Raw genomic sequence first — 20,563 nt, forward strand, 5'->3', positions numbered from 1 at the left:
GTTTACCTGTAACCTGAAAGGTTGGCCGCCGAAGGCTACAAGTAAATTTCCCATATGTTAGCCGAATCATTTCGACCAATTCATATTTTTTTCGTTCAAAATTGAACTTTGTGTAACTTCGCTATTAAGACTACTTTCGCAGCGCAAAACATCAATAAGAACTTACTTTCTTGTGTTAAAAATTTGATTCAGTGCAAAGTTTCCAGCCTATAGTGATCCAGTTCAAATGTTTTCACTAATAAATAAAATCACAATAAAAACAACAACCTACAAACATAACGGCATATATATGTGACCCTGATCGTATTTTCATTTTTATTGACATACCTGATTTTTTTTAAAAACAAATTATTAACACAATGATTTATTGTTGATAATGAAACATCTATTACACGTATTGATCACACAGTTATATACACTGTTTCATTTAATTCATAAAAAAAAGCCGCCCAAAATGGAGCGACTTTTTTTGTAACAAGGTTTATCAACCTTATAAAAAGGTATTAAGCCATCAGATCAACGAGTTTTTGTTCGTCCCAGATCTCAATACCTAGCTCTTGTGCTTTCGTTAATTTAGAGCCAGCCGCTTCACCTGCCACTAATAAATCAGTTTTCTTCGAAACACTGCCTGTGACTTTTGCACCTAATTTTTGTAATGCAGCTTTCGCATCAGAGCGAGTTAATTGAGATAGAGATCCTGTTAGTACAACCACTTTTCCATCAAGCGGTAATTCGACATCCTCATCAATTTTTTCAATTTCAGGCCAATGTATCCCAACTTCTTTTAACTCGTTCACAACGACCATATTGTGCTCTTCACGAAAGAAATTAAAGATATGCGCAGCAACAATACCGCCCACATCCGGCACTTCAATTAACTGCTCTTTCGTTGCTTGGCTAATTGCTTCTAATGTCTCAAAGTAATTCGCTAGGTTTGCAGCCGTTGCTTCACCTACCTCACGAATACCTAGAGAATAAATAAAACGAGGTAATGTTGTCAGTTTTGAAGCATTCAGCGCATCAACCAGTTTTTGAGCTGATTTAGGTCCCATACGCTCAAGTACCGTCACTTCTCCTGCACTGAATTTAAACAAATCAGCAGGTGTGGTTACCATTTCACGATCAACCAGTTGCTCTATCACTTTTTCGCCACAACCATCAACGTCTAATGCTTTACGTGATACGAAGTGTTTTAACGCTTCTTTTCTCTGGGCTTGACAGAAGAGGCCACCGGTACAACGTGCGACGGCTTCGCCCTCAATACGTTCAACCTTTGACTGACAAACAGGGCACTCTGTTGGAAATACAATCGCTTGCGCATTTTCTGGGCGACGAGACTCAACCACTGAAGCGATTTGTGGAATGACATCACCAGCACGACGAATAATAACGGTATCGCCAATCATCACGCCTAAACGCGCCACTTCATCAGCATTATGCAGTGTTGCATTACTGACTGTTACACCGCCCACAAACACAGGTTCAAGCTTAGCAACGGGTGTAATTGCACCTGTACGCCCAACCTGAAACTCGACATTGTTTAGAATTGTCATCTCTTCTTGGGCTGGGAATTTATAAGCAATTGCCCAACGAGGTGCTCGAGCAACAAAGCCAAGCTGTTGTTGTGTATCAACATCATCAACTTTAATCACCACACCATCAATTTCATAGCCTAGTGATTGGCGCTTTTCACCAATACTCTGATGATAAGCAATAACTTCTTCAATACTGTCAACTTTGCGAATTTCTGGGCACATTGGAAGCCCCCATGCTTTTAACTGGCACAGGCGTTCATATTGCGTATTGGCAAGTTCACGTCCATCGACAACACCGACAGCATAGGCATAAAAACTTAACGGCCGCGTCGCGGTAATTTTAGGATCTAGCTGACGTAAGCTACCAGCTGCTGCATTTCGAGGGTTTGCAAATGCCTTATCACCTTTTTTAAGCGCTTTGATATTTAACGCTTCAAAGCCTTTTTTAGGCATAAAGACTTCGCCGCGAACTTCTAATCGCTCAGGCCAGTCGTCGCCTTGAAGCTTTAAGGGAATAGCGCGAATAGTACGCACATTATGAGTAATATTTTCACCTGTTGCGCCATCACCTCGGGTTGCTGCTTGTACTAACACCCCCTTTTCATACATTAGGCTCACAGCAAGACCATCTAATTTAGGCTCACAGCAGTAACTAAGTGTTGCTCCTGAACGCAAACGATCTTGTAAACGTTTTTGAAATGCACGTAAATCATCATCATTAAACGCATTGTCTAACGAAAGCATCGCGATCTCATGTTTAACTTGAGTAAACCCCTCTAACGCAGTACCACCAACACGTTGGCTTGGCGAATCAACCGTTATCCATTCTGGATGCTCAGCTTCGATCTTTAGTAATTGCTGCATCATCCGGTCATATTCAGCATCAGGAATTTCTGGGTTATCTTCAACGTAATAACGATGACCGTGGTAATCGAGTTGCTGTCGTAGCGTTAATAATTGTTGCTGAAGGTCAATACTCATTTTTTCTACCTGACAAATCTTGATAGTTTCTGCCAAAACAACGCCCTATCGATAATAAAACGATTAAGACTATTGCCTAAATTTAAATAAAAAAACAGGCCCCTTAAAGGAGCCTGCTCATTAATGACTTCATCTTTTTAAAGATTAAGCATCATTATATTTCACTGATTTTTCTCGATATTGCGTAATACGATTTGGCGTGATCATTACACGATCTTGATCGAGAACATCTGCATTTAACTCATCAGCAATTTGCTGTGCTGTTTGTAGCATTAAGTTAAAGTTACTGGCTGCCTTACCGTAACAAGGCAACATTAAGAAAAAGCCGATACCTGGTGTTTCAAAATGTTGGTAGTTAGTTTCAGGGAAAGAGCCTGGATTTAGCAAGTTAGTTACTGAGAAAATAACAGGTTCCGTGCCAGCTAAATCAGCATGACGATGGAACACTGAATTCTCACCAAAAATTAAACCATGACGCTCTAAACATGCGAACAGTGACGGCCCACGTAAAATCTTACCATTGCGCGCATGAACACATAGCGATATATAAGTTGGTGGTAATGGCTCTGGCTCTGGCTCTGGCATGAAAGATACACTTGGCTCTTGCTTGGCTTGAATCGAAGGCTCGGCAACTTGCACAACGTTTTCTTCAACGACTGGCGTTGCTACTTCAACTTGTGCAGGCTCTTCAGCAGGAACAAATTGTGCTTGAGGCTCAACAGCAGATTTTTCAATCGGTTGTTCAATAATTTCAGGCTCAACCACAGGAATGTCGACGACCACCTGTTGTGCTTGCTGAAACACTGGCTCGGCCGCTACAGGTTGCTGAACAGTTTCTTGCACTGGAGTATACGTAGGCTGCTGTGGTTGCTGAATGATTTCAGGCTGTACTGGCGCTTGCGTTTCTACAACAGGAGCTGTAGTCGCTGAGTTAATAGTTGCCGCAACCTGAGGCTGTATAACAGGTTCAACAGGAGCGCTATTCGGTTGAGCAGCCGATTGTTGAACATTTACAGGTTGTACAGATTGCACAGATGTTTGTGGTGATACTTGCTGAGGTTGCTCAACTGTCGTAGCTTGTGGTTGAACGGTTGTCACTTTTGTAGGTACATCGTCATTATCTGTTGCTGACATTCTAGGGAGATCATCATCACCGTCATCAACCGTAACATTGCCTAATAATGGATCTTGCTGTGGACGCTCACCAAAACTAAAACCAGGCTCTTTGCGTTTTGTTGGCTTTGTCTTTTCAACCACTTCCTGTGGCTTACTTACAACACGTGCTTCACTGACACTCTCTTCAACGTCACCTTGAAGATCAAATGCCGTTTCATCGATTTTACCTACTGGCTTTTCACCAAACTTGGCCGGTTTTTCTTTTCGACTTGTCCATAGACCATGAAAAAGAAGCGCTGTAATCGCAAGCGCACCAACAATAATAAGAACTAGACGCAATTCCTGCATACGAATACTCTGAAATTAACTCGTTATCCCTAGACGGGGTTAATAATAGTAAAAAATCAACTAGGCAGACAAAATCTCTAGCTAGAATTTCTTGCCGATGACTTACTGTACCAAAACTCAAATGATAATGAGAAGTTGAATATCGCTATTCAGGCAAGATAGTCTTTACAACGTGAGTTTTGTACACTTTATACACCATTTTTCATTATGAATGATGAGATTTAATGGTTTGTCAAAACTGTGACAACCATATTTTCATTTGATTCCATCCTACATAGCCCGTTAACATACTCTATATAATCTCTCTATCATCCCTCATCAAAATAAATGTGAGAGATCCGATTAAGGAAATCGAATGTCGCAACAGCATGCCATAAAATCAACAACCAGCGGTGCTGGATACTTTTTTACAGGGTTACAACTGGTTACCCAACCAGGAACGCGTCGTTTTGTAATCATCCCATTGCTCATCAATATTCTTTTATTAGGTGGCGCATTTGCCACCTTACTTACTCAGTTGAATGGCTGGATTGATGGTTGGTTAAGTTACCTGCCTAGCTGGCTTGAGTGGCTATCTTATGTGTTATGGCCGTTACTTGCTATTGCTGCATTAGTGACGTTTTCTTATTTCTTCAGTACCATAGCCAACTGGATTGCTGCGCCATTTAATGGGCTATTAGCTGAATATATAGAGGCTAAACTCACAGGTAATAATCCACCTGATGATAGTTTTAAAGCGTTAATAAAAGATCTACCTCGAACCATGGGCAGAGAGTGGACTAAATTAAAGTATTACTTACCCAAAGCAATTGGCTTATTGATCCTAATGTGGATCCCTGCCATCGGCCAAACGCTTGGTCCTATTTTATGGTTTTTATTTAGCGCTTGGATGATGACGATTCAATATGTTGATTATCCGTTTGATAACCACAAAGTGCCATTTATTGATATGCGAGATGCCCTCAAAGAACATCGTGGCCAAGCGTTAAGTTTTGGTGCCATCGTAATGTTTTTCACTATGACCCCAATTATTAACTTACTTGTCATGCCTGTTGCTGTTTGTGGTGCGACAGCAATGTGGGTTGATCATTACCGCGAGCAATTTAAACGCTATTAAGATCAACGATAAATATCTACCAAAGAGCACTTATTCTAGTGCTCTTTTCTTTTCTATTACCCTTGCTGCAAACACCATTGTTTATCGTTATTTGAGTAAAACATATTTGTAAATTAGTCACTTGACGCTTTTCATCCCACTATATATCTTTAGTTCAATATAATTCACACATTGATAACAATAAGATATAACCATTAATTACTTTTCAAATCACTTATCCAGTATATTCTTAATTTATATTACTTTTAACGTGTCACGAAGGAACGAAGCATGAGCAAGATTTATGAAGATAACTCACTAACTATTGGTAATACTCCGCTAGTGCGCCTTAACCGTGTAAGTAACGGTAAAGTGTTAGCTAAAGTAGAAGCTCGTAACCCAAGCTTTAGTGTTAAATGCCGTATTGGCGCTAACATGATTTGGGATGCTGAGAAAAAAGGTCTTTTAAAAGAAGGCGTTGAACTTGTAGAGCCAACTAGTGGTAATACTGGTGTTGCACTTGCTTTTGTTGCTGCTGCACGTGGTTACAAACTCACATTAACCATGCCTGAGAGCATGAGTCTTGAGCGTCGTAAACTATTAAAAGCGTTAGGTGCAAATCTTGTACTAACTGAAGCGCCTAAAGGCATGAAGGGCGCGATTGATAAAGCTGAAGAAATTGTAAATTCAGATCCAACTAAATACCTACTGCTACAGCAATTTAATAACCCAGCAAACCCAGAGATCCATGAAAAAACCACAGGTCCTGAAATTTGGGATGCAACAGATGGTGAAATCGATGTATTTGTCTCAGGTGTGGGCACAGGCGGTACACTTACAGGTGTTAGCCGTTTTATTAAACAGCAAAAAGGTAAAGCCATTACTACAATTGCAGTTGAGCCACTAGAGTCACCTGTTATAACCCAAACATTAAATGGCGACACTGTTCAACCAGCGCCGCACAAAATCCAAGGTATTGGTGCTGGTTTTATTCCTGGTAACTTAGATTTATCATTAATTGATGAAGTTCAAAAAGTAAGCTCAGATGACGCAATTGAAATGGCGCGTCGCCTAATGGATGAAGAAGGTATTCTTGCTGGTATTTCATCAGGAGCTGCGGTTGTTGCTGCAAATAACATTGCAGCTCGCCCAGAATTTGCAGATAAAAATATTGTTGTAATACTGCCTAGTTCAGGTGAGCGTTACCTATCAACAGCACTATTTGCAGGCATTTTCACAGAAAAAGAAACACAACAGTGATCACACTTTATAATTTTTAATAGGTATATCACTATGAAAAAAGCCCCTCTGCGGGCTTTTTTGTTGCATTTTGGACTTAGCTTTAATATAAAACTCGCACGTTTTATTTTTCGCTCCGAAATAAAGGGGTGAAAATGCGCTTTAATTACTAACAAGTAAGTTTCTGATAAAACTTTGACTTGGATTAAAGCTAAGACAATATGATATTAGGTAGTTTATACTGCAGCAGCACAAGCAAATTATCTGTATTATGCTTGTCATAAATAATTTAATTATTAAATAAAATACTATATCTATCGGGGTGAATTATGTATCAGAAGCAAGTTGAAATCACAGCACCAAATGGTTTACACACTCGTCCAGCGGCTCAGTTCGTTAAAGAAGCTAAATCATTCGATGCAGATGTGACTGTAACTGCTAATGGCAAAAGCGCTAGTGCGAAAAGCCTATTCAAGCTTCAAACTCTTGGCCTAATTAAAGGCGCACAAATCACTATCTCTGGTGAAGGTGCTCAAGCTCAAGAAGCTGTTGATGCTCTAATTCAGCTAAAAGAAGATCACGACGGTTCTCCAGTTGCAATGTTCCGCGAAATCTAAGCTACGTTTATATACAAACGAGTTTTCAGTTTTTAGTTAATTTAAGGTAAGGCTATGATTTCAGGTATCTTGGCATCTCCAGGTATTGCTTTTGCTAAAGCACTACTGCTGCAAGAAGAAGAGGTTGTTCTAAATAAAACACCGATCTCTGCAGACCAAATCGATAACGAAATTCAACGTTTCTTCGACGCACGAAAGAAATCGTCTGAGCAGCTAGAAGTAATCAAAGAAAAAGCACGTGTCACCTTTGGTGAAGAGAAAGAAGCGATCTTTGAAGGTCACATCATGTTGCTTGAAGATGAGGAGCTTGAAGAAGAAATCATAGCCCTTATTAAAGATAAAATGTCTGCTGACTTTGCAATCTACTCTGTTATCGAAGAACAAGCACAAACACTTGAATCTTTAGATGATGAGTACTTAAAAGAACGTGCAAGTGATATCCGCGATATCGGTAGCCGTTTTGTTAAGAATGCATTAGGCATTAACGTAATCAACCTAAGTGCTATCAACGAAGAAGTTATCCTTGTTGCTAACGATCTTACACCGTCTGAAACAGCACAGATTAACCTTGATTATGTTCGTGGTTTTATCACTGATATCGGTGGTCGCACCTCACACACTTCAATCATGGCACGCTCGCTTGAGATCCCAGCGATTGTTGGTACAAACGATATCACATCAAAAGTTAAATCTGGCGATATGCTAGTACTTGATGCAATCAATAATCAGGTTGTAATCAATCCAACAGATGATGAATTAAACAAATTTAAAGCTATCAGCGACGCACATAAAGCAGAGCAAGAAGAACTAGCTAAGCTAAAAGATCTTCCAGCAATCACGCTTGATGGTAAGCAAGTAGAAGTTTGCGGTAACGTTGGTACAGTAAAAGACTGTGACGGCGTAAACCGTAATGGTGGTGAAGGTGTAGGTCTATACCGTACTGAATTCTTGTTCATGGATCGCGATTCTCTACCGACAGAAGAAGAGCAATACCAAGCGTACAAAGAAGTTGCAGAAGCAATGCACGGTGAGCCAGTGATTATCCGTACTATGGATATCGGTGGTGATAAAGATCTTCCATACCTAGATCTACCAAAAGAAATGAATCCATTCTTGGGTTGGCGTGCAATCCGTATCAGCCTTGACCGTCGTGAAATTTTACGTGATCAGTTCCGTGCTATTCTTCGTGCATCTGCACACGGTAAAATCCGTATCATGTTCCCGATGATTATTTCGGTTGAAGAAGTACGTACACTTAAAGCTGCAATTGAAGAGTTTAAAGTTGAATTAACAGCTGAAGGTTTAGCTTTTGATACTGACATCGAGATCGGTGTGATGGTTGAAACGCCAGCAGCTGCAGCAATTGCACACCATTTAGCGAAAGAAGTTTCTTTCTTTAGTATTGGTACCAACGACTTAACCCAGTATACTCTAGCAGTTGACCGTGGTAATGAGCTAATCTCTCACCTTTACAACCCACTATCGCCTGCTGTACTTACAGTGATCAAGCAAGTTATTGATGCTTCTCACGTTGAAGGTAAGTGGACAGGTATGTGTGGTGAGCTTGCCGGCGACGAACGTGCTACCCTACTTCTTTTAGGTATGGGTCTTGACGAATTCAGTATGAGTGCGATTTCTATCCCTCGCATCAAGAAAGTTATCCGTAACGCTAACTTTGCTGATGTAAAAGCAATGGCAGAGTATGCTTTAACTCTACCAACAGCTGCTGAAATCGAAGAGCACGTAGAAAAATTCATCGCAGAAAAGACCATCTGCTAATATAGCTGCAGATAATATAACAACGCTTAGGAGCATCGATATGGGTCTGTTTGACAAATTGAAGAAACTGGTTTCTGACGACAGCAGTGAAGCTGGTGCAATTGAAATCATCGCACCACTTTCTGGCGAAATCGTTAACATCGAAGATGTGCCAGATGTCGTATTTGCTGAGAAAATTGTTGGTGATGGTATCGCTATCAAACCAGCTGGCAACAAAATGGTTGCACCAGTAAACGGTACTATTGGTAAGATCTTTGAAACGAACCACGCTTTCTCTATTGAGTCTGACGATGGCATCGAACTTTTCGTTCACTTCGGTATTGATACTGTTGAACTTAAAGGCGAAGGTTTTACTCGCATCGCTGAAGAAGGCCAAACTGTTAAAGTTGGCGACACTATCATCGAATTCGATCTTGCACTATTAGAAGAGAAAGCGAAGTCAACTCTGACTCCAGTTGTTATCTCTAACATGGACGAGATCAAAGAGCTAACTAAGCTTTCTGGCGCAGTAAACGTTGGTGAAACACCAGTACTACGCGTTAAGAAATAAGTTAAGTTCTATAACTGATAAAAAAGCGCTACTTCGGTAGCGCTTTTTGTTTATCTGAGCTTTAAAAAAGCATGCTTAAAACAGAGTTCATCGCATGCTTGTATCTATCGATTTTATAGTAATTAAAGGCTCTTTAGCATCGCCATCGATGGTGCAAAGAAGTATGCGCCAGTTACCGGTTTTGAGAAACGTAACATTTGGTCTGTTTTACCATCCGTTTCACCAAACATGCTTTCAAGCTGCGCATCAAAGTGATGCTGACGCTGACAGTAAGCAATGAATAGTAAGCCATGATCTGATGTTACAGAGCCATATGGTAAGCTGTGGCGCAGAATCTTTAAGCCTTTACCATCTTCCTTAATATCAACGCGGCCAACGTGTGACGCAGCTGGCACATCTTCGAGTTCAATAGAATCTGGTTTCGTTCTACCAATCACTTTTTCTTGTGCTTTTACGTTTAGACGATGCCATGCTGATAGGTTATGAACATAACGCTGTACCATTACATAGCTACCACCCGCAAACTCACCTTCAGCAATAACACCCACATTAGCACGATCTTCTGCTGTTTGTGGATTCTCTGTGCCGTCAATGAAATCTGTCATGTCACGGTGGTCAAGGTATTGGAAACCATAGGTTTCATCTAACACTTCTACGTCTTGAGACAATTTTTCTAAGAAAACGCGAAACGCATAAAAGTTAAGATCATGGCGATTAGAATGGATATGCAGTAAGACATCACCCCCTGTTGCTGGCGCAATAGTCTCACCTTCACCTAACTGACGAAACTCTGTTAATTCAGCTGGGCTTTGTTGACCTAAAGACTCCCAAAATGCCTTACCGAAGGCAACACTTGCATGTAACTTTGCGTCTTGCTGCTCAGTATTGAGATCCGCAAGTAACTGATGAATTGACTGGCATTGAGCAATAACATTTTGCTTATTACCTACAACATTCATCACCACATAAAGGGCAAAGGCGCCACGATCTGGAACGATTGCTGGTTGGGCAATACTCATAGGTGTCTTCTCCTAACAGGATGTTTAGTCAAAAATGAAAAGTAATTATAACGATATAAAGACGTAAATCACTTGATCTTAATACATTAGTAGAAAGTTTTACTCTTATCCCAACGATATAGGACATTTTGATACCGACTTAATACTAAAACGCCTTCTAAAAAGAAGGCGTTATTAAGAAGAAAAAGATCAACTATCGATGTTAATACATTATGCCGTCATTATTTCAATTTGAAGTTTAACGCGCTCTTCTAAGTCGGTATTTTCACTTTCAAATAATACTGGCATATTAAGCCCAGTAGACAAAGTTTTGGCTAAAATAGTACGCCAACCACCATCATCTAATCGCTCTTGGATCTGAAAAGCAATTTTCACTTCATCTGGAGAAACATCAAGTAGTTGAGCACGACCAATCACTTCACGACACAAGTTATGTTTACTTTGACTTAAGCCATTAAAAAATATCGTTTCTTCACCAGGCACTAATGATAATGAGGTATTCACTGTATGCTTCGAATGACAGTAACTGCTCAATTCAAAGCTAACATCAAGTAACCAATCAGCCATCGCTAACGGGCTCAGTAACGTGCTTAACAGCAATTGTCCTCGACTAAAATCATTCATTACAGCTCCCCTTTACAGGCTAGTCTGCAAATATATCTTTAACTCGAGAGCTTCTTAGAAGGTACAACCCAAGCCATACTGTTAACAGTAATGTGGTTGCCCGTATCCAGCTAAACTCACCATGACTGATAACCAAATGATATATTTGCATTAAAAAATCAAAACTATATGCAGCAAGTAACACTCTTTTCCCTTGCCGCCACAGAAAATGTATTAATTTATTATTTTTATTTCGTTGACCTGATAACCACATCAATAATATTGCGGGACTACCTATTGCCATACCTATATATAAAACATCTCTTATTGGATAAATAAGCTCAAGTAATTCACCGCCTTGAGTACGGCTAACCCCCGCCATAACAAACACTAACCAAGCTTTGGCGTTAAATAGCAAGACGAACCACAACACGGTATTAATTTTTAATTGTCCATGCTGATCATAAGCATCTATCGGATATAACAAGCCATTTCCCTCAAATAGGTATCCAATGAAATTCAGATCAGAGCTTAATAAACTTCTCTATGGTTCACAAACGACTCTAATCTATTCATTTAGATTTTGAACAACAAGGATAAAGTTTTGTGCTGAACCGCACTTTTCCATTTTTTATATTGCCGTTATCGTCACACTTTTTGATCTAAAAAAAACAAAAACACTGTTTTTTAAACATAGATCACAGACAGTAAAAGGTATATACAAATACCTAAAAAACATAAAGTTACACATTAAAAACACCGTTAACAAACCTTTTACCTATTTCTGAAAATTTCCTACACAATCAGTAAGATAGTCCATTACCTTTTCCGTCTATTTTATTGCTATGACATCAACTCTGTTATTTATGGGATATAATCAACGCTTAAATGTTATTTTCAGGGATCTATACCATGGCGAGTAGAAAACAACCGGCCTCTTCACCAGAAACACAAGCTGAAGCTATACGTATAGCAAAGGCCACACAGAAGGTAGGGCAAACAAAAGAGCAAACTCGACTGATTGCACAAGGCATTCAAAAAGGTATAGAGCAATATAAAAAGCAGCAAAAAGCTAAAGCTCGTGAGCAAGACAAACTGAAAAAAAAGGTTTCACGTAATAAGGCCTCTAATGATGCTAACAACGCCTCAGAAGTCATAACTAATACAACTGTTATCCACCATCAGAGTAAACTCGCTTGGGGGCTTTTAATTGCCTCATGGTTAGGGTTTATCACTTACCTACTTCTTCCGCGATTATAAAAAGGATTTACATCGTGTTACTTCGCTTTACGCTATTGCTGTTACTCTTCCTCACTGGCTGTAGCGATACAAAGACAACCTCATGGACGCGTTCAATAAATCAGCTTTGTGAAAATAAGCCCAATTGTGTCTCAACGATTGAAAAGCGTGAACAGTTTAGCGTTAAGCCTTTTCTTTTAACGGCGAAAGGTGAGCATAGCTGGGAAGAAATAAAACGGGTAGCGCTTCAGTTACCAGGTGCAAAAATAGCAGAGCAATCAGATCACTATCTTCATATTGAAGCCACCAGCAAGATTTTTCGGTTCATTGATGACTTTGAAGTCGAAAAAAAAGCACAGCAGTTACAAGTACGCTCTGCATCACGAGTTGGTTATTCTGATTTTGGTGTGAATAGGAAGCGAGTTGAAACATTCCGTAGCCAATTAATAAAGCACGAACTGATTAAACAATAAAAAACAATTTGATAATAATTCTCATTTGCATGTATATTTGTAATATTATTCGAAACAGGATTAATTATCATGGATAAGACAACGTTTAAGCTCTTCACGCTATTAGGACTAAGCGTTATTCTTGGTTTACATTTTATTGAAGTCAGTACAAACGAAAGTCAGTCATTCTCTATCGCTTATTTTATGTTTGAATGGCTGCCACTTTACCTTGCTTGGGGGTGTTGTTTGCGATTGGGTATCGCCAGTGGCAGCGTAATCCCCCCGCGAAAAAACAACAAAAGCCGCCCTTCTATAACGCACTAGCGCATTAAAAGGACGGCTTATTATTTCTTTATCTCGAATATTGGCTTATTCGCTAATTTTTTTATCTTTACCTAGCGAAAGTAGCCAAATACAAATAGCTGCGACTACAGCAAACCCAGATAGAACAATCACCGGCATGGCTGCGTAACCGAGTATATGCCAAATCACTGACTCTAATGTGCTCATCTTATCTCCTTAGGTTTATTGCCAACCTTCAATGTTTTTCATATCAGGCAGTTTATGTGCAATACCCTTGTGGCAATCAACGCACGTTTTATCTCCTGATGCTAATGCCGTCGAATGCAGTTTTGCACTACGAGGCGCTTGCTCTGAGAAATCCATATAATTGAATTCATGACAATTACGGCACTCTTGTGAGTTATTGTCCTTCATTCGCTTCCATTCCCGTTCTGCTAAATGCCCACGGCGATCAGCAAATTTTTCAGGAGTATCAATCGTTCCCATTAAATGGGCCACAATTTCTTTTGATGCCTGTACTTTACGCACGATCTTATCTGTCCAATTGTGAGGAACGTGACAATCCGAACAAATAGCACGGACACCAGAACGATTAGAAAAGTGGATCGTTTCTTGAATTTCTTCAACGATTGGTGCGTGACAACCAGCACAGAACTCTTCAGTGTTAGTCTTTTCCATCGCGGTATTAAATGCCCCCCAGAATAATAAGCCGCCAATAAACCCCATAAAGAGAACGAGACCTACTGCTACTTTGCTGGGTGTTTTTAAGCGTAACCAAAACGTTTTTAATAACTTCATATATCATCCCTTACTTTGGTTACTGCAATGCACTAACACGTTTGAAGTCATTCTCTACTAATGGCTTAGCATCCGCTTGTGGTACGTGACACTGCTGGCAGAAGTAACGACTTGGTGATACATCAGATAGCACCTGTCCTTCTTGCGGTGACACATAGTGCGTTACACTGATTTTGGTTGCGCCCATCTCTTTGGCATTTTTCCAGCTATGACAAGCAAGGCATTTGTTTGCGTTTAGCGACACTTCGTAATGACGGATCGTGTGTGGGATCAACGGTGGCTGATACACATAATCGTTATCAATTGCACCTTGATCTTTCGGATAATGCTTCATTGGATCAGCAGGGCGTGTATCTTCTAATTCAGCAGAGCCACGTAATGATTCAAGGCCACCAATACCGCCCGGATTTAATATTTCTGTTTTCGCTACGGCTTCTGATACCGGTTTAGCTGGTGTTGATTCTTCGCTTTGCACAACCCCAGCCATTAATGCACTCACCGCTAATACAACCAATAAGATTCTTTTCATGATGTTCTCCGCCAACAGGCTAATTCTGAAATGAGGCGAGTGATTGATTCACTCGCCATAGGCAGGCTTATACCTTGCTGATTTTAACTGGACATTTTTTGAAGTCTGTTTGCTTCGATAGTGGATCGGTGGCATCAAGGATCAACTTGTTCACCAAAATTCGAGCATCAAAAAATGGCACAAAAACCAAACCTTGTGGCGGGCGATTACGGCCTCGTGTTTCTACTCGACAGCGTACTTCACCTCGGCGATTAGAGATTTCAACTTCATCACCACGACGTAAGCCACGTGTTTTAGCATCTTCTGGGTGGATATAACACAGCGCATCTGGCACTGCTTTATATAATTCAGGAACACGTCGAGTCATGGTACCTGTATGCCAATGTTCTAATACTCGACCTGTACAAAGCCACATATCAAATTCAGCATCAGGTACTTCAGGTGGCGCTTCATAAGGCGCTGAAATAATCCATGCTTTACCATCAGGCTTACCATAAAAGTCCCAACCAGAACCTTTTTTTGCATAAGGATCTGAGCCTTCTTTAAAGCGCCATTGCGTTTCCTTGCCATCAACAACAGGCCAACGTAAACCTCGCACTTGGTGGTAAGTATCATACGGTGCTAAATCATGACCATGATCACGACCAAATGCCGCATATTCTTCAAACAAGCCTTTTTGAACATAGAAGCCTTGCGCTTTTGCATCATCATTTAACGGTTGGGTTTCCGTTAATGGGAATTTATCAACCTGTCCATTGCGGAATAAAATGTCATACATGGTTTTACCACGGTACGCTGGCATTTTATTAACCAACTCATTTCCCCACACTTCTTCAATAGTAAAGCGCTTCGAGAATTCCATGATCTGCCATAAGTCAGACTTAGCTTCACCTGGTGCTTCAACTTGTTGATACCAAGCTTGTGTACGGCGCTCTGCATTACCATATGCCCCTTCTTTTTCTACCCACATTGCGGTTGGTAAAATAAGATCGGATGCTTGTGCGGTAACGGTTGGATAAGGATCAGAGCAAACAATGAAGTTTTCTGGGTTACGGTAACCCGGTAATCGCTCTTCATTAATATTAGGGCCAGCTTGCATGTTGTTATTACACATCACCCAATACGCATTTAACTTACCGTCTTTTAACATGCGATCTTGAACAACAGCATGATAACCAGGTTTAGGTGGAATAGTGCCTTCCGGTAACTTCCAGATTTTTTCAGCAATGGCTCGGTGTTTAGGATTCGCAACCACCATATCAGCAGGCAAACGGTGAGAGAACGTCCCTACTTCACGTGCTGTACCACAAGCAGATGGCTGACCCGTTAATGAAAATGGACTGTTTCCTGGGGTTGAAATTTTGCCGGTTAATAAGTGCAGGTTATAAACCAAACTGTTCATCCACACACCACGGGTATGTTGGTTCATTCCCATGGTCCATAGTGACATCACCTTGGTTTTAGGATCAGCATAAAACTTCGCAAGCTCTATTAACTTTTCAGGTTTAACTCCTGACATTTCTGATGTTTTTTCAAGCGTATACTCAGCAACAGAAGCTTTGTATTCCTCAAAATTCATTGGGAAAATATCACCTGAATTCGGGTGAGCAGCTTGCTGTTGTAGTGGGTTATCGTCACGCAGACCATAACCAATATCTGTTTCAGCACGTTTAAAGTGGGTATGTTTGTTAACAAAGTCCCAATTAACCGCATCGTTTTCAATGATGTAATTAGCTATAAAGTTGGCGATGGCTAAATCGGTTTGAGGCTTAAAAATCATACCGTTATCAGCGAGTTCAAAAGAACGGTGATAATATGTAGACAGTACATTGACTTTAACATGAGGGTGACTTAAACGACGATCAGTAATGCGAGTCCATAGAATAGGGTGCATTTCTGCCATATTTGAGCCCCATAAGACGAATGCATCAGCATGTTCAAAATCATCGTAACAACCCATCGGCTCATCAATACCAAAGGTACGCATAAACGCACCAACAGCAGATGCCATACAGTGGCGTGCATTCGGATCGATATTGTTAGAACGGAAACCGGCTTTCATCATTTTTGATGCCGCATAACCTTCCATCACCGTCCATTGACCTGAACCAAACATACCTATGCCTGATGGACCATGTTTCTTTAAGGCTAATTTCCACTTTTCAGCCATGATATCGAAAGCTTGATCCCAAGAGATTGGAGTGAATTCGCCTTCTTTATCATATTTTCCATCTTTCATACGAAGCATTGGCGTTTGTAGACGATCTTTGCCGTACATGATCTTTGAAAGGAAATAACCTTTAATACAGTTAAGACCTTTATTTACTGGTGCTTTAGGATCACCTTGAGTAGCAACAACTCGACCATTTTGGGTACCCACCAAAACAGAACAACCTGTACCACAAAAACGACACGGCGCTTTATCCCATTTAATTTTTGTTTCATCAGAACTAACAATTAAATTAGTTGCTGACGCGGGTAAGGTAATACCTGCAACAGCCGCAGCTGAAGCGGCAGCATTTGCTTTAACAAATGCGCGTCTTGTCATTTTCATGAGTTGCCCTCTGGTTGCGTCTCAAAGTGCTCTATTTGGTGATACACCAAAAAAGTAATTAACACATTTTCTAAATTATTGATTTTATCTATGGTATCGGTCACGTAGCCTTGGTTTTCTGTCTCAAGTACTACAATGATTTTCCCTTCTTCACTGTCGCCCGGTATTTCGGTATTTGGCATTGCTAAGATCTGCTCTTTTATTTCTTGCAAGTGCTCAGGTTTTACATGAACCACGAGACTTGATATATGTACTTCTTGTAAAGACATACAGACCCTCTTTGATATGTACTATTGTGCGTTGTTCTCTACACAATCGATTGTTATTGCTGATACAGGACACCCAGATAAACAGGCACCACATCCAGTACAGTCTTTCTCTGTAATCGTTGGCATCGCGACTTTTCCAACCTGTAATTGAAATTTGATCGCTTGAGGTTCACACATATCACCACAGCTTCTGCATTCAATATTTTTAGATGCCATACAACTTTCATTAATCGTTGCAATGATGTCCCATGGCGATTCTAATTGCGGAAGGAACAACGGTTCAGAACACGCCTCTGCGCACTGATAACAAAAAGTGCATTCACCTTCACCTTGGCTGAAATCCACTTGAGGAAAGCCGCCATCACCTTTCACTATGATGTTTGTCTCACAATGTTCGATACAACGTTCACAACGCGAACAAAGATCGGTAAAAGTATCTGCATGATTTAGCCAAGGTAAGCGTGGAATGTTTGATGGTGTTTTGCGTGTGAATAATGAACGTCTTAAACGATCAACCATCATTACCTCTATCGTTGTACTATTTGTGTTACATGGCTGATAAAATACTCAGCAAATAACTCAAATAGCATGCATTAATAAGCTATTCATCTTTTTATACATTAATTCTAAATAATGAAATAATTGCTTAAATACCCCCTAAGGGGTAATTGGTAGGAGTTTTTGCTCTAGATCAATAAATCTAGCTGATAAAGCTCACATTAATAGCTTAATTTTCTGCATCAAAAATTAAGCTATTAATAATTTCAGGGTAAGTAACAGTAAGGATTGCTGTGAATAGGCAAAAAATGACACATTCTGTAACAACGACGATAGCGCGTTCTTTAGTGTTAATTTTGATCATTTCGATAATAACGACTGCACTTGCATTAATGACATTGGTTTCGAGTCAAAATGATGCTGAAGCTATAAATATTGCAGGTTCTTTACGCATGCAAAGCTATCGATTAGCTTTTGATGTTGAAACAGAGTCGCCTCTTTTATCTACACATATTGAACAATTTGAACACTCGCTTTATTCAGCGCCAATGAAAGAACTCTCTTACTGGTTTACCCCTTCAGAGATCCAACAACACTACGATCACATCGTTCTGCGCTGGGCAGAGCTGCACCCGATCCTTGAAAAAGATAACAACACGGTATTTATTCAACATGTCGCCCCATTCGTCCATCGTATTAATACTTTTGTTTCTGAACTGCAAAAATCATCAGAACTTAAAATCCAACGACTCGCTATTATTGGCGCCATAGGCCTTAGTCTGATTTCTCTTATCATCTTCTACACTATTCGTTATACACGCCAACAAGTTGTCGCACCTTTAAATGATCTTGTTGATGCTTGTAAGCAAGTAAAGCGTAAAGATTTTCGATTGGATTTATTAAATAATAGCAATAATGAACTAGGTATTCTTGCCCATACCTTTAGTAGAATGTCATCAGATCTTGAACAGCTTTATCAAGGCTTAGAGCGCAGTGTCAATGAAAAAACCCACCGCTTACGTCATGCAAACGAATCACTCCAAGTGCTTTATAATTGCTCACAACAACTTTCTGTTAGCCATTTAACCCGAAAACAATTTACCAACATGCTTGAAACCATGATTGCTATAGATGGCTTAATTGGTACAAAACTGATCATTGCAGAGCCAAATGGCAGCACATCAGAAATTCAAGTGGGTCAACAAGCAGGTCAACATTGGCAATATAACGAATTGTATATCGATGGTGAATTAATGGGACAACTTTGGTGGCAGTACACTTTACCTTGTCCTGATAAGGCATTAATTAATAATATCTCTCAGATCCTTGCTCGCGCTATCTATTACAACCGCGCCCAAAAACAAGCGGAATATTTATTGATAATGGAAGAGCGCGCGACCATTGCCCGTGAACTCCATGATTCATTGGCACAATCGCTCTCCTATTTGAAAATTCAATTAGCCTTATTAAAAAGAAAACTCAATCAAAGCGATCAAAATGAAAGTACCCATCAAACTGTCCATGATATTGAAGAAGAGTTAAGTAACGCTTATACCCAACTGCGCGAATTACTCAGTACATTTCGGTTGATGATTAAAGATGCCAATTTTGGTGAAGCCTTAAATCAAATGTTAGAACCATTAGAAGAGCAAACCGATGCACTCTTAATTATAGATAATCAAATATCATCAATGGCGTTAGATGCCCATAACCAGGTTCACCTGTTACAAATTATTCGAGAAGCAGTATTAAATGCGATTAAACATGCAGACGCCGATGAGATTATCGTAAACTGCCAACAAACCGATCAACATATTGATGTCACGATCATCGATGACGGTAGAGGATTCGACCTTAACGAGAGTAAACGTGATCATTACGGTTTAAGTATTATGCAAGAGCGCGCATCACGGCTACAAGGTGAATTAAAAATACAATCGGGAATCAATCAAGGCTGCACTATCTGCCTTCTATTTCCATTACAAAAAGGATAACACGATGACATGCTGGAAAGTTATGATTGTAGATGATCACCCTCTCATGCGTCGAGGGATAAGCCAACTATTAAGTATTGAATCAGACTTCCAATTAGTAGGTGAAGCCAGCAATGGTAATGATGCTATCGCACTCGCCCATGAAAAATCACCAGATTTGATCTTACTCGATTTAAATATGAAGGGATTGTCCGGTCTTGATACGCTAATAGCGATGCGTGATGAAGGAATACTTGCCTGTATTGTTATATTAACTGTCTCTGATAGTCGAAGCGATATTAAAACAGTACTCAATGCTGGCGCTGACGGTTATTTACTCAAAGATACTGAGCCTGATGAATTAATCGAACAACTAAAATCAGCGTTATGTGGTGGTAAAGCCTATAGTGATATCGTAAAAGAGTGCCTTGATTCACCACATACCCCTACGAATATTTTGTCTCAATTAACAGACCGTGAGACGCAAATATTACAAGAAGTGGCAAAAGGTCAACGTAATCGCCAAATAGCCGAACAGCTTTTTATCTCAGAAGCGACGGTTAAAGTTCATATGAAAAGTTTACTCAAAAAGCTACAAGTAAAATCCCGTACAGCCGCCACTATTTTATACCTTGAAGCCCAAGGCCAATAATATCCTATTAAAAACGCATAACACGTGACGTCTTATGCGTTTTAATTTTTAGGATAACGCCGCTAATAAGTAGGGTTCTTTTTCTTTGATCCATTCCAAATCAAATGGCCCCCAATCACTCAGCGTATAGTAACCATCATTATGACGACGCCCATCTTGAATGAAAGCAAGCTCAATACCGATGCTAGGTAGCGCTTTTAATACATCTTGAATAGTGCGACGCGGCCAGCCTGTTTGCTCAACCAAACGAGGGACATTAGGTCTCTCTGTATTTTCTACTAACAATGCTAAATAAAGTCGACGGGCAAAAACCGGATTCAGTTCCATTGAGGCCTCCATAAAATATTCCACATATTATTAAGCAGTGGAAAATATTTATGTTGAGTTTGATCAAGCCCGCTTTATCTTTACTT

The 20,563-nt window shown here is 40.1% G+C and carries 22 protein-coding genes; 10 read left to right on the forward strand and 12 right to left on the reverse strand.

Annotation, left to right across the window (positions count from 1 at the left end):
- Positions 1-503 precede the first annotated feature (503 nt).
- Positions 504-2,516, reverse strand: a complete 2,013-nt coding sequence (gene ligA, locus C9J40_RS02895; RefSeq protein ID WP_107205467.1) for an NAD-dependent DNA ligase LigA — start codon at positions 2,514-2,516, stop codon at positions 504-506.
- 144 nt (positions 2,517-2,660) lie between these two features.
- Positions 2,661-3,980: a cell division protein ZipA gene (gene zipA / locus C9J40_RS02900; protein WP_107245645.1), complete on the reverse strand. Its 1,320-nt coding sequence runs from the start codon at positions 3,978-3,980 to the stop codon at positions 2,661-2,663.
- Between the two features lie 355 nt (positions 3,981-4,335).
- On the opposite strand from zipA, the gene cysZ reads away from it, so the two are divergent.
- The 5 genes from cysZ to crr all read left to right on the forward strand — a co-directional run bounded on the left by cysZ (position 4,336) and on the right by crr (position 9,261).
- A complete protein-coding gene (gene cysZ, locus C9J40_RS02905; protein WP_107205465.1) occupies positions 4,336-5,097 on the forward strand; it encodes a sulfate transporter CysZ in 762 nt (253 codons plus the stop codon).
- Between the two features lie 270 nt (positions 5,098-5,367).
- Positions 5,368-6,336: a cysteine synthase A gene (gene cysK / locus C9J40_RS02910; RefSeq protein WP_107245647.1), complete on the forward strand. Its 969-nt coding sequence runs from the start codon at positions 5,368-5,370 to the stop codon at positions 6,334-6,336.
- Positions 6,337-6,644: 308 nt separating this feature from the next.
- The gene (locus C9J40_RS02915; protein ID WP_008986407.1) at positions 6,645-6,932 is read left to right on the forward strand and encodes an HPr family phosphocarrier protein; all 288 of its coding nucleotides are present in this window, start codon (positions 6,645-6,647) and stop codon (positions 6,930-6,932) included.
- Between the two features lie 54 nt (positions 6,933-6,986).
- Complete coding sequence (gene ptsI / locus C9J40_RS02920; protein WP_107205463.1) at positions 6,987-8,711, forward strand: phosphoenolpyruvate-protein phosphotransferase PtsI; 1,725 nt, start codon at positions 6,987-6,989, stop codon at positions 8,709-8,711.
- 40 nt (positions 8,712-8,751) lie between these two features.
- Positions 8,752-9,261: a PTS glucose transporter subunit IIA gene (crr, locus tag C9J40_RS02925; RefSeq protein ID WP_005370195.1), complete on the forward strand. Its 510-nt coding sequence runs from the start codon at positions 8,752-8,754 to the stop codon at positions 9,259-9,261.
- A 122-nt stretch (positions 9,262-9,383) separates the two neighbouring features.
- Here the strand turns inward: crr and C9J40_RS02930 are convergent, their stop codons facing one another.
- From C9J40_RS02930 to C9J40_RS02940, 3 genes are all read right to left on the reverse strand, one after another.
- Positions 9,384-10,280: a Dyp-type peroxidase gene (locus tag C9J40_RS02930; RefSeq protein WP_107245648.1), complete on the reverse strand. Its 897-nt coding sequence runs from the start codon at positions 10,278-10,280 to the stop codon at positions 9,384-9,386.
- Between the two features lie 210 nt (positions 10,281-10,490).
- On the reverse strand, positions 10,491-10,904 hold the full coding sequence (locus C9J40_RS02935) for a hypothetical protein (RefSeq protein ID WP_107205461.1): 414 nt from the start codon (positions 10,902-10,904) through the stop codon (positions 10,491-10,493).
- A gap of 19 nt (positions 10,905-10,923) precedes the next feature.
- Positions 10,924-11,370 (reverse strand): DUF2919 domain-containing protein, encoded by a 447-nt coding sequence (locus C9J40_RS02940; RefSeq protein WP_107245650.1) that lies wholly within the window; start codon positions 11,368-11,370, stop codon positions 10,924-10,926.
- 425 nt (positions 11,371-11,795) lie between these two features.
- Here C9J40_RS02940 and C9J40_RS02945 point away from each other — a divergent pair, with 425 nt between their 5' ends.
- The 3 genes from C9J40_RS02945 (at position 11,796) to C9J40_RS02955 (ending at position 12,898) form a co-directional block, all read left to right on the forward strand.
- Entirely contained in the window at positions 11,796-12,143 is a 348-nt protein-coding gene (locus C9J40_RS02945) for a DUF2956 domain-containing protein (protein ID WP_107205459.1), read from the forward strand.
- Positions 12,144-12,157: 14 nt separating this feature from the next.
- Positions 12,158-12,595, forward strand: coding sequence for a DUF1499 domain-containing protein (locus C9J40_RS02950; protein WP_107205458.1), 438 nt, complete (start codon positions 12,158-12,160; stop codon positions 12,593-12,595).
- Between the two features lie 69 nt (positions 12,596-12,664).
- A complete protein-coding gene (locus C9J40_RS02955) occupies positions 12,665-12,898 on the forward strand; it encodes a hypothetical protein (RefSeq protein ID WP_107205457.1) in 234 nt (77 codons plus the stop codon).
- A gap of 45 nt (positions 12,899-12,943) precedes the next feature.
- On the opposite strand, the gene C9J40_RS02960 is transcribed toward C9J40_RS02955, so the two are convergent.
- The 6 genes from C9J40_RS02960 to napF form a co-directional block, all read right to left on the reverse strand.
- The gene (locus C9J40_RS02960; RefSeq protein ID WP_107205456.1) at positions 12,944-13,084 is read right to left on the reverse strand and encodes a TIGR02808 family protein; all 141 of its coding nucleotides are present in this window, start codon (positions 13,082-13,084) and stop codon (positions 12,944-12,946) included.
- A 15-nt stretch (positions 13,085-13,099) separates the two neighbouring features.
- Positions 13,100-13,675: a NapC/NirT family cytochrome c gene (locus tag C9J40_RS02965; RefSeq protein WP_107205455.1), complete on the reverse strand. Its 576-nt coding sequence runs from the start codon at positions 13,673-13,675 to the stop codon at positions 13,100-13,102.
- Positions 13,676-13,694: 19 nt separating this feature from the next.
- Positions 13,695-14,204, reverse strand: coding sequence for a nitrate reductase cytochrome c-type subunit (locus C9J40_RS02970; protein ID WP_158259538.1), 510 nt, complete (start codon positions 14,202-14,204; stop codon positions 13,695-13,697).
- 67 nt (positions 14,205-14,271) lie between these two features.
- Positions 14,272-16,758 carry a periplasmic nitrate reductase subunit alpha gene (napA, locus tag C9J40_RS02975; protein ID WP_107245651.1) on the reverse strand — a complete coding sequence of 829 codons (2,487 nt, stop codon included), beginning with the start codon at positions 16,756-16,758 and terminating at the stop codon, positions 14,272-14,274.
- On the reverse strand, positions 16,755-17,027 hold the full coding sequence (locus C9J40_RS02980) for a chaperone NapD (protein WP_005370174.1): 273 nt from the start codon (positions 17,025-17,027) through the stop codon (positions 16,755-16,757). The genes napA and C9J40_RS02980 overlap by 4 nt, the downstream gene beginning before the upstream one ends.
- 21 nt (positions 17,028-17,048) lie before the next feature.
- Positions 17,049-17,546, reverse strand: coding sequence for a ferredoxin-type protein NapF (gene napF, locus C9J40_RS02985; RefSeq protein WP_199188047.1), 498 nt, complete (start codon positions 17,544-17,546; stop codon positions 17,049-17,051).
- Positions 17,547-17,833: 287 nt separating this feature from the next.
- Here napF and narQ point away from each other — a divergent pair, with 287 nt between their 5' ends.
- Complete coding sequence (narQ, locus tag C9J40_RS02990) at positions 17,834-19,519, forward strand: nitrate/nitrite two-component system sensor histidine kinase NarQ (protein WP_107245655.1); 1,686 nt, start codon at positions 17,834-17,836, stop codon at positions 19,517-19,519.
- Positions 19,520-19,523: 4 nt separating this feature from the next.
- Positions 19,524-20,150 carry a response regulator gene (locus tag C9J40_RS02995; RefSeq protein ID WP_107205450.1) on the forward strand — a complete coding sequence of 209 codons (627 nt, stop codon included), beginning with the start codon at positions 19,524-19,526 and terminating at the stop codon, positions 20,148-20,150.
- Between the two features lie 48 nt (positions 20,151-20,198).
- Here the strand turns inward: C9J40_RS02995 and C9J40_RS03000 are convergent, their stop codons facing one another.
- Positions 20,199-20,477 (reverse strand): helix-turn-helix domain-containing protein, encoded by a 279-nt coding sequence (locus tag C9J40_RS03000; protein ID WP_107205449.1) that lies wholly within the window; start codon positions 20,475-20,477, stop codon positions 20,199-20,201.
- Between the last annotated feature and the right edge of the window lie 86 nt (positions 20,478-20,563).

It is taken from the genome of Photobacterium sp. GB-72, assembly GCF_003026095.1.
In the GTDB taxonomy this organism is placed as follows: Bacteria; Pseudomonadota; Gammaproteobacteria; order Enterobacterales; family Vibrionaceae; genus Photobacterium.

Excerpts from the sequence above, each read along its gene's own strand:
- ligA (WP_107205467.1), bottom strand. The coding sequence starts at position 2,516 with ATGAGTATTGACCTTCAGCAACAATTATTAACGCTACGACAGCAACTC.
- zipA (WP_107245645.1), bottom strand. The coding sequence starts at position 3,980 with ATGCAGGAATTGCGTCTAGTTCTTATTATTGTTGGTGCGCTTGCGATT.
- cysZ (WP_107205465.1), top strand. The coding sequence starts at position 4,336 with ATGTCGCAACAGCATGCCATAAAATCAACAACCAGCGGTGCTGGATAC.
- cysK (WP_107245647.1), top strand. The coding sequence starts at position 5,368 with ATGAGCAAGATTTATGAAGATAACTCACTAACTATTGGTAATACTCCG.
- C9J40_RS02915 (WP_008986407.1), top strand. The coding sequence starts at position 6,645 with ATGTATCAGAAGCAAGTTGAAATCACAGCACCAAATGGTTTACACACT.
- ptsI (WP_107205463.1), top strand. The coding sequence starts at position 6,987 with ATGATTTCAGGTATCTTGGCATCTCCAGGTATTGCTTTTGCTAAAGCA.
- crr (WP_005370195.1), top strand. The coding sequence starts at position 8,752 with ATGGGTCTGTTTGACAAATTGAAGAAACTGGTTTCTGACGACAGCAGT.
- C9J40_RS02930 (WP_107245648.1), bottom strand. The coding sequence starts at position 10,280 with ATGAGTATTGCCCAACCAGCAATCGTTCCAGATCGTGGCGCCTTTGCC.
- C9J40_RS02935 (WP_107205461.1), bottom strand. The coding sequence starts at position 10,904 with ATGAATGATTTTAGTCGAGGACAATTGCTGTTAAGCACGTTACTGAGC.
- C9J40_RS02945 (WP_107205459.1), top strand. The coding sequence starts at position 11,796 with ATGGCGAGTAGAAAACAACCGGCCTCTTCACCAGAAACACAAGCTGAA.
- C9J40_RS02955 (WP_107205457.1), top strand. The coding sequence starts at position 12,665 with ATGGATAAGACAACGTTTAAGCTCTTCACGCTATTAGGACTAAGCGTT.
- C9J40_RS02960 (WP_107205456.1), bottom strand. The coding sequence starts at position 13,084 with ATGAGCACATTAGAGTCAGTGATTTGGCATATACTCGGTTACGCAGCC.
- C9J40_RS02965 (WP_107205455.1), bottom strand. The coding sequence starts at position 13,675 with ATGAAGTTATTAAAAACGTTTTGGTTACGCTTAAAAACACCCAGCAAA.
- C9J40_RS02970 (WP_158259538.1), bottom strand. The coding sequence starts at position 14,204 with ATGAAAAGAATCTTATTGGTTGTATTAGCGGTGAGTGCATTAATGGCT.
- napA (WP_107245651.1), bottom strand. The coding sequence starts at position 16,758 with ATGAAAATGACAAGACGCGCATTTGTTAAAGCAAATGCTGCCGCTTCA.
- C9J40_RS02980 (WP_005370174.1), bottom strand. The coding sequence starts at position 17,027 with ATGTCTTTACAAGAAGTACATATATCAAGTCTCGTGGTTCATGTAAAA.
- napF (WP_199188047.1), bottom strand. The coding sequence starts at position 17,546 with ATGGTTGATCGTTTAAGACGTTCATTATTCACACGCAAAACACCATCA.
- narQ (WP_107245655.1), top strand. The coding sequence starts at position 17,834 with ATGACACATTCTGTAACAACGACGATAGCGCGTTCTTTAGTGTTAATT.
- C9J40_RS02995 (WP_107205450.1), top strand. The coding sequence starts at position 19,524 with ATGACATGCTGGAAAGTTATGATTGTAGATGATCACCCTCTCATGCGT.
- C9J40_RS03000 (WP_107205449.1), bottom strand. The coding sequence starts at position 20,477 with ATGGAACTGAATCCGGTTTTTGCCCGTCGACTTTATTTAGCATTGTTA.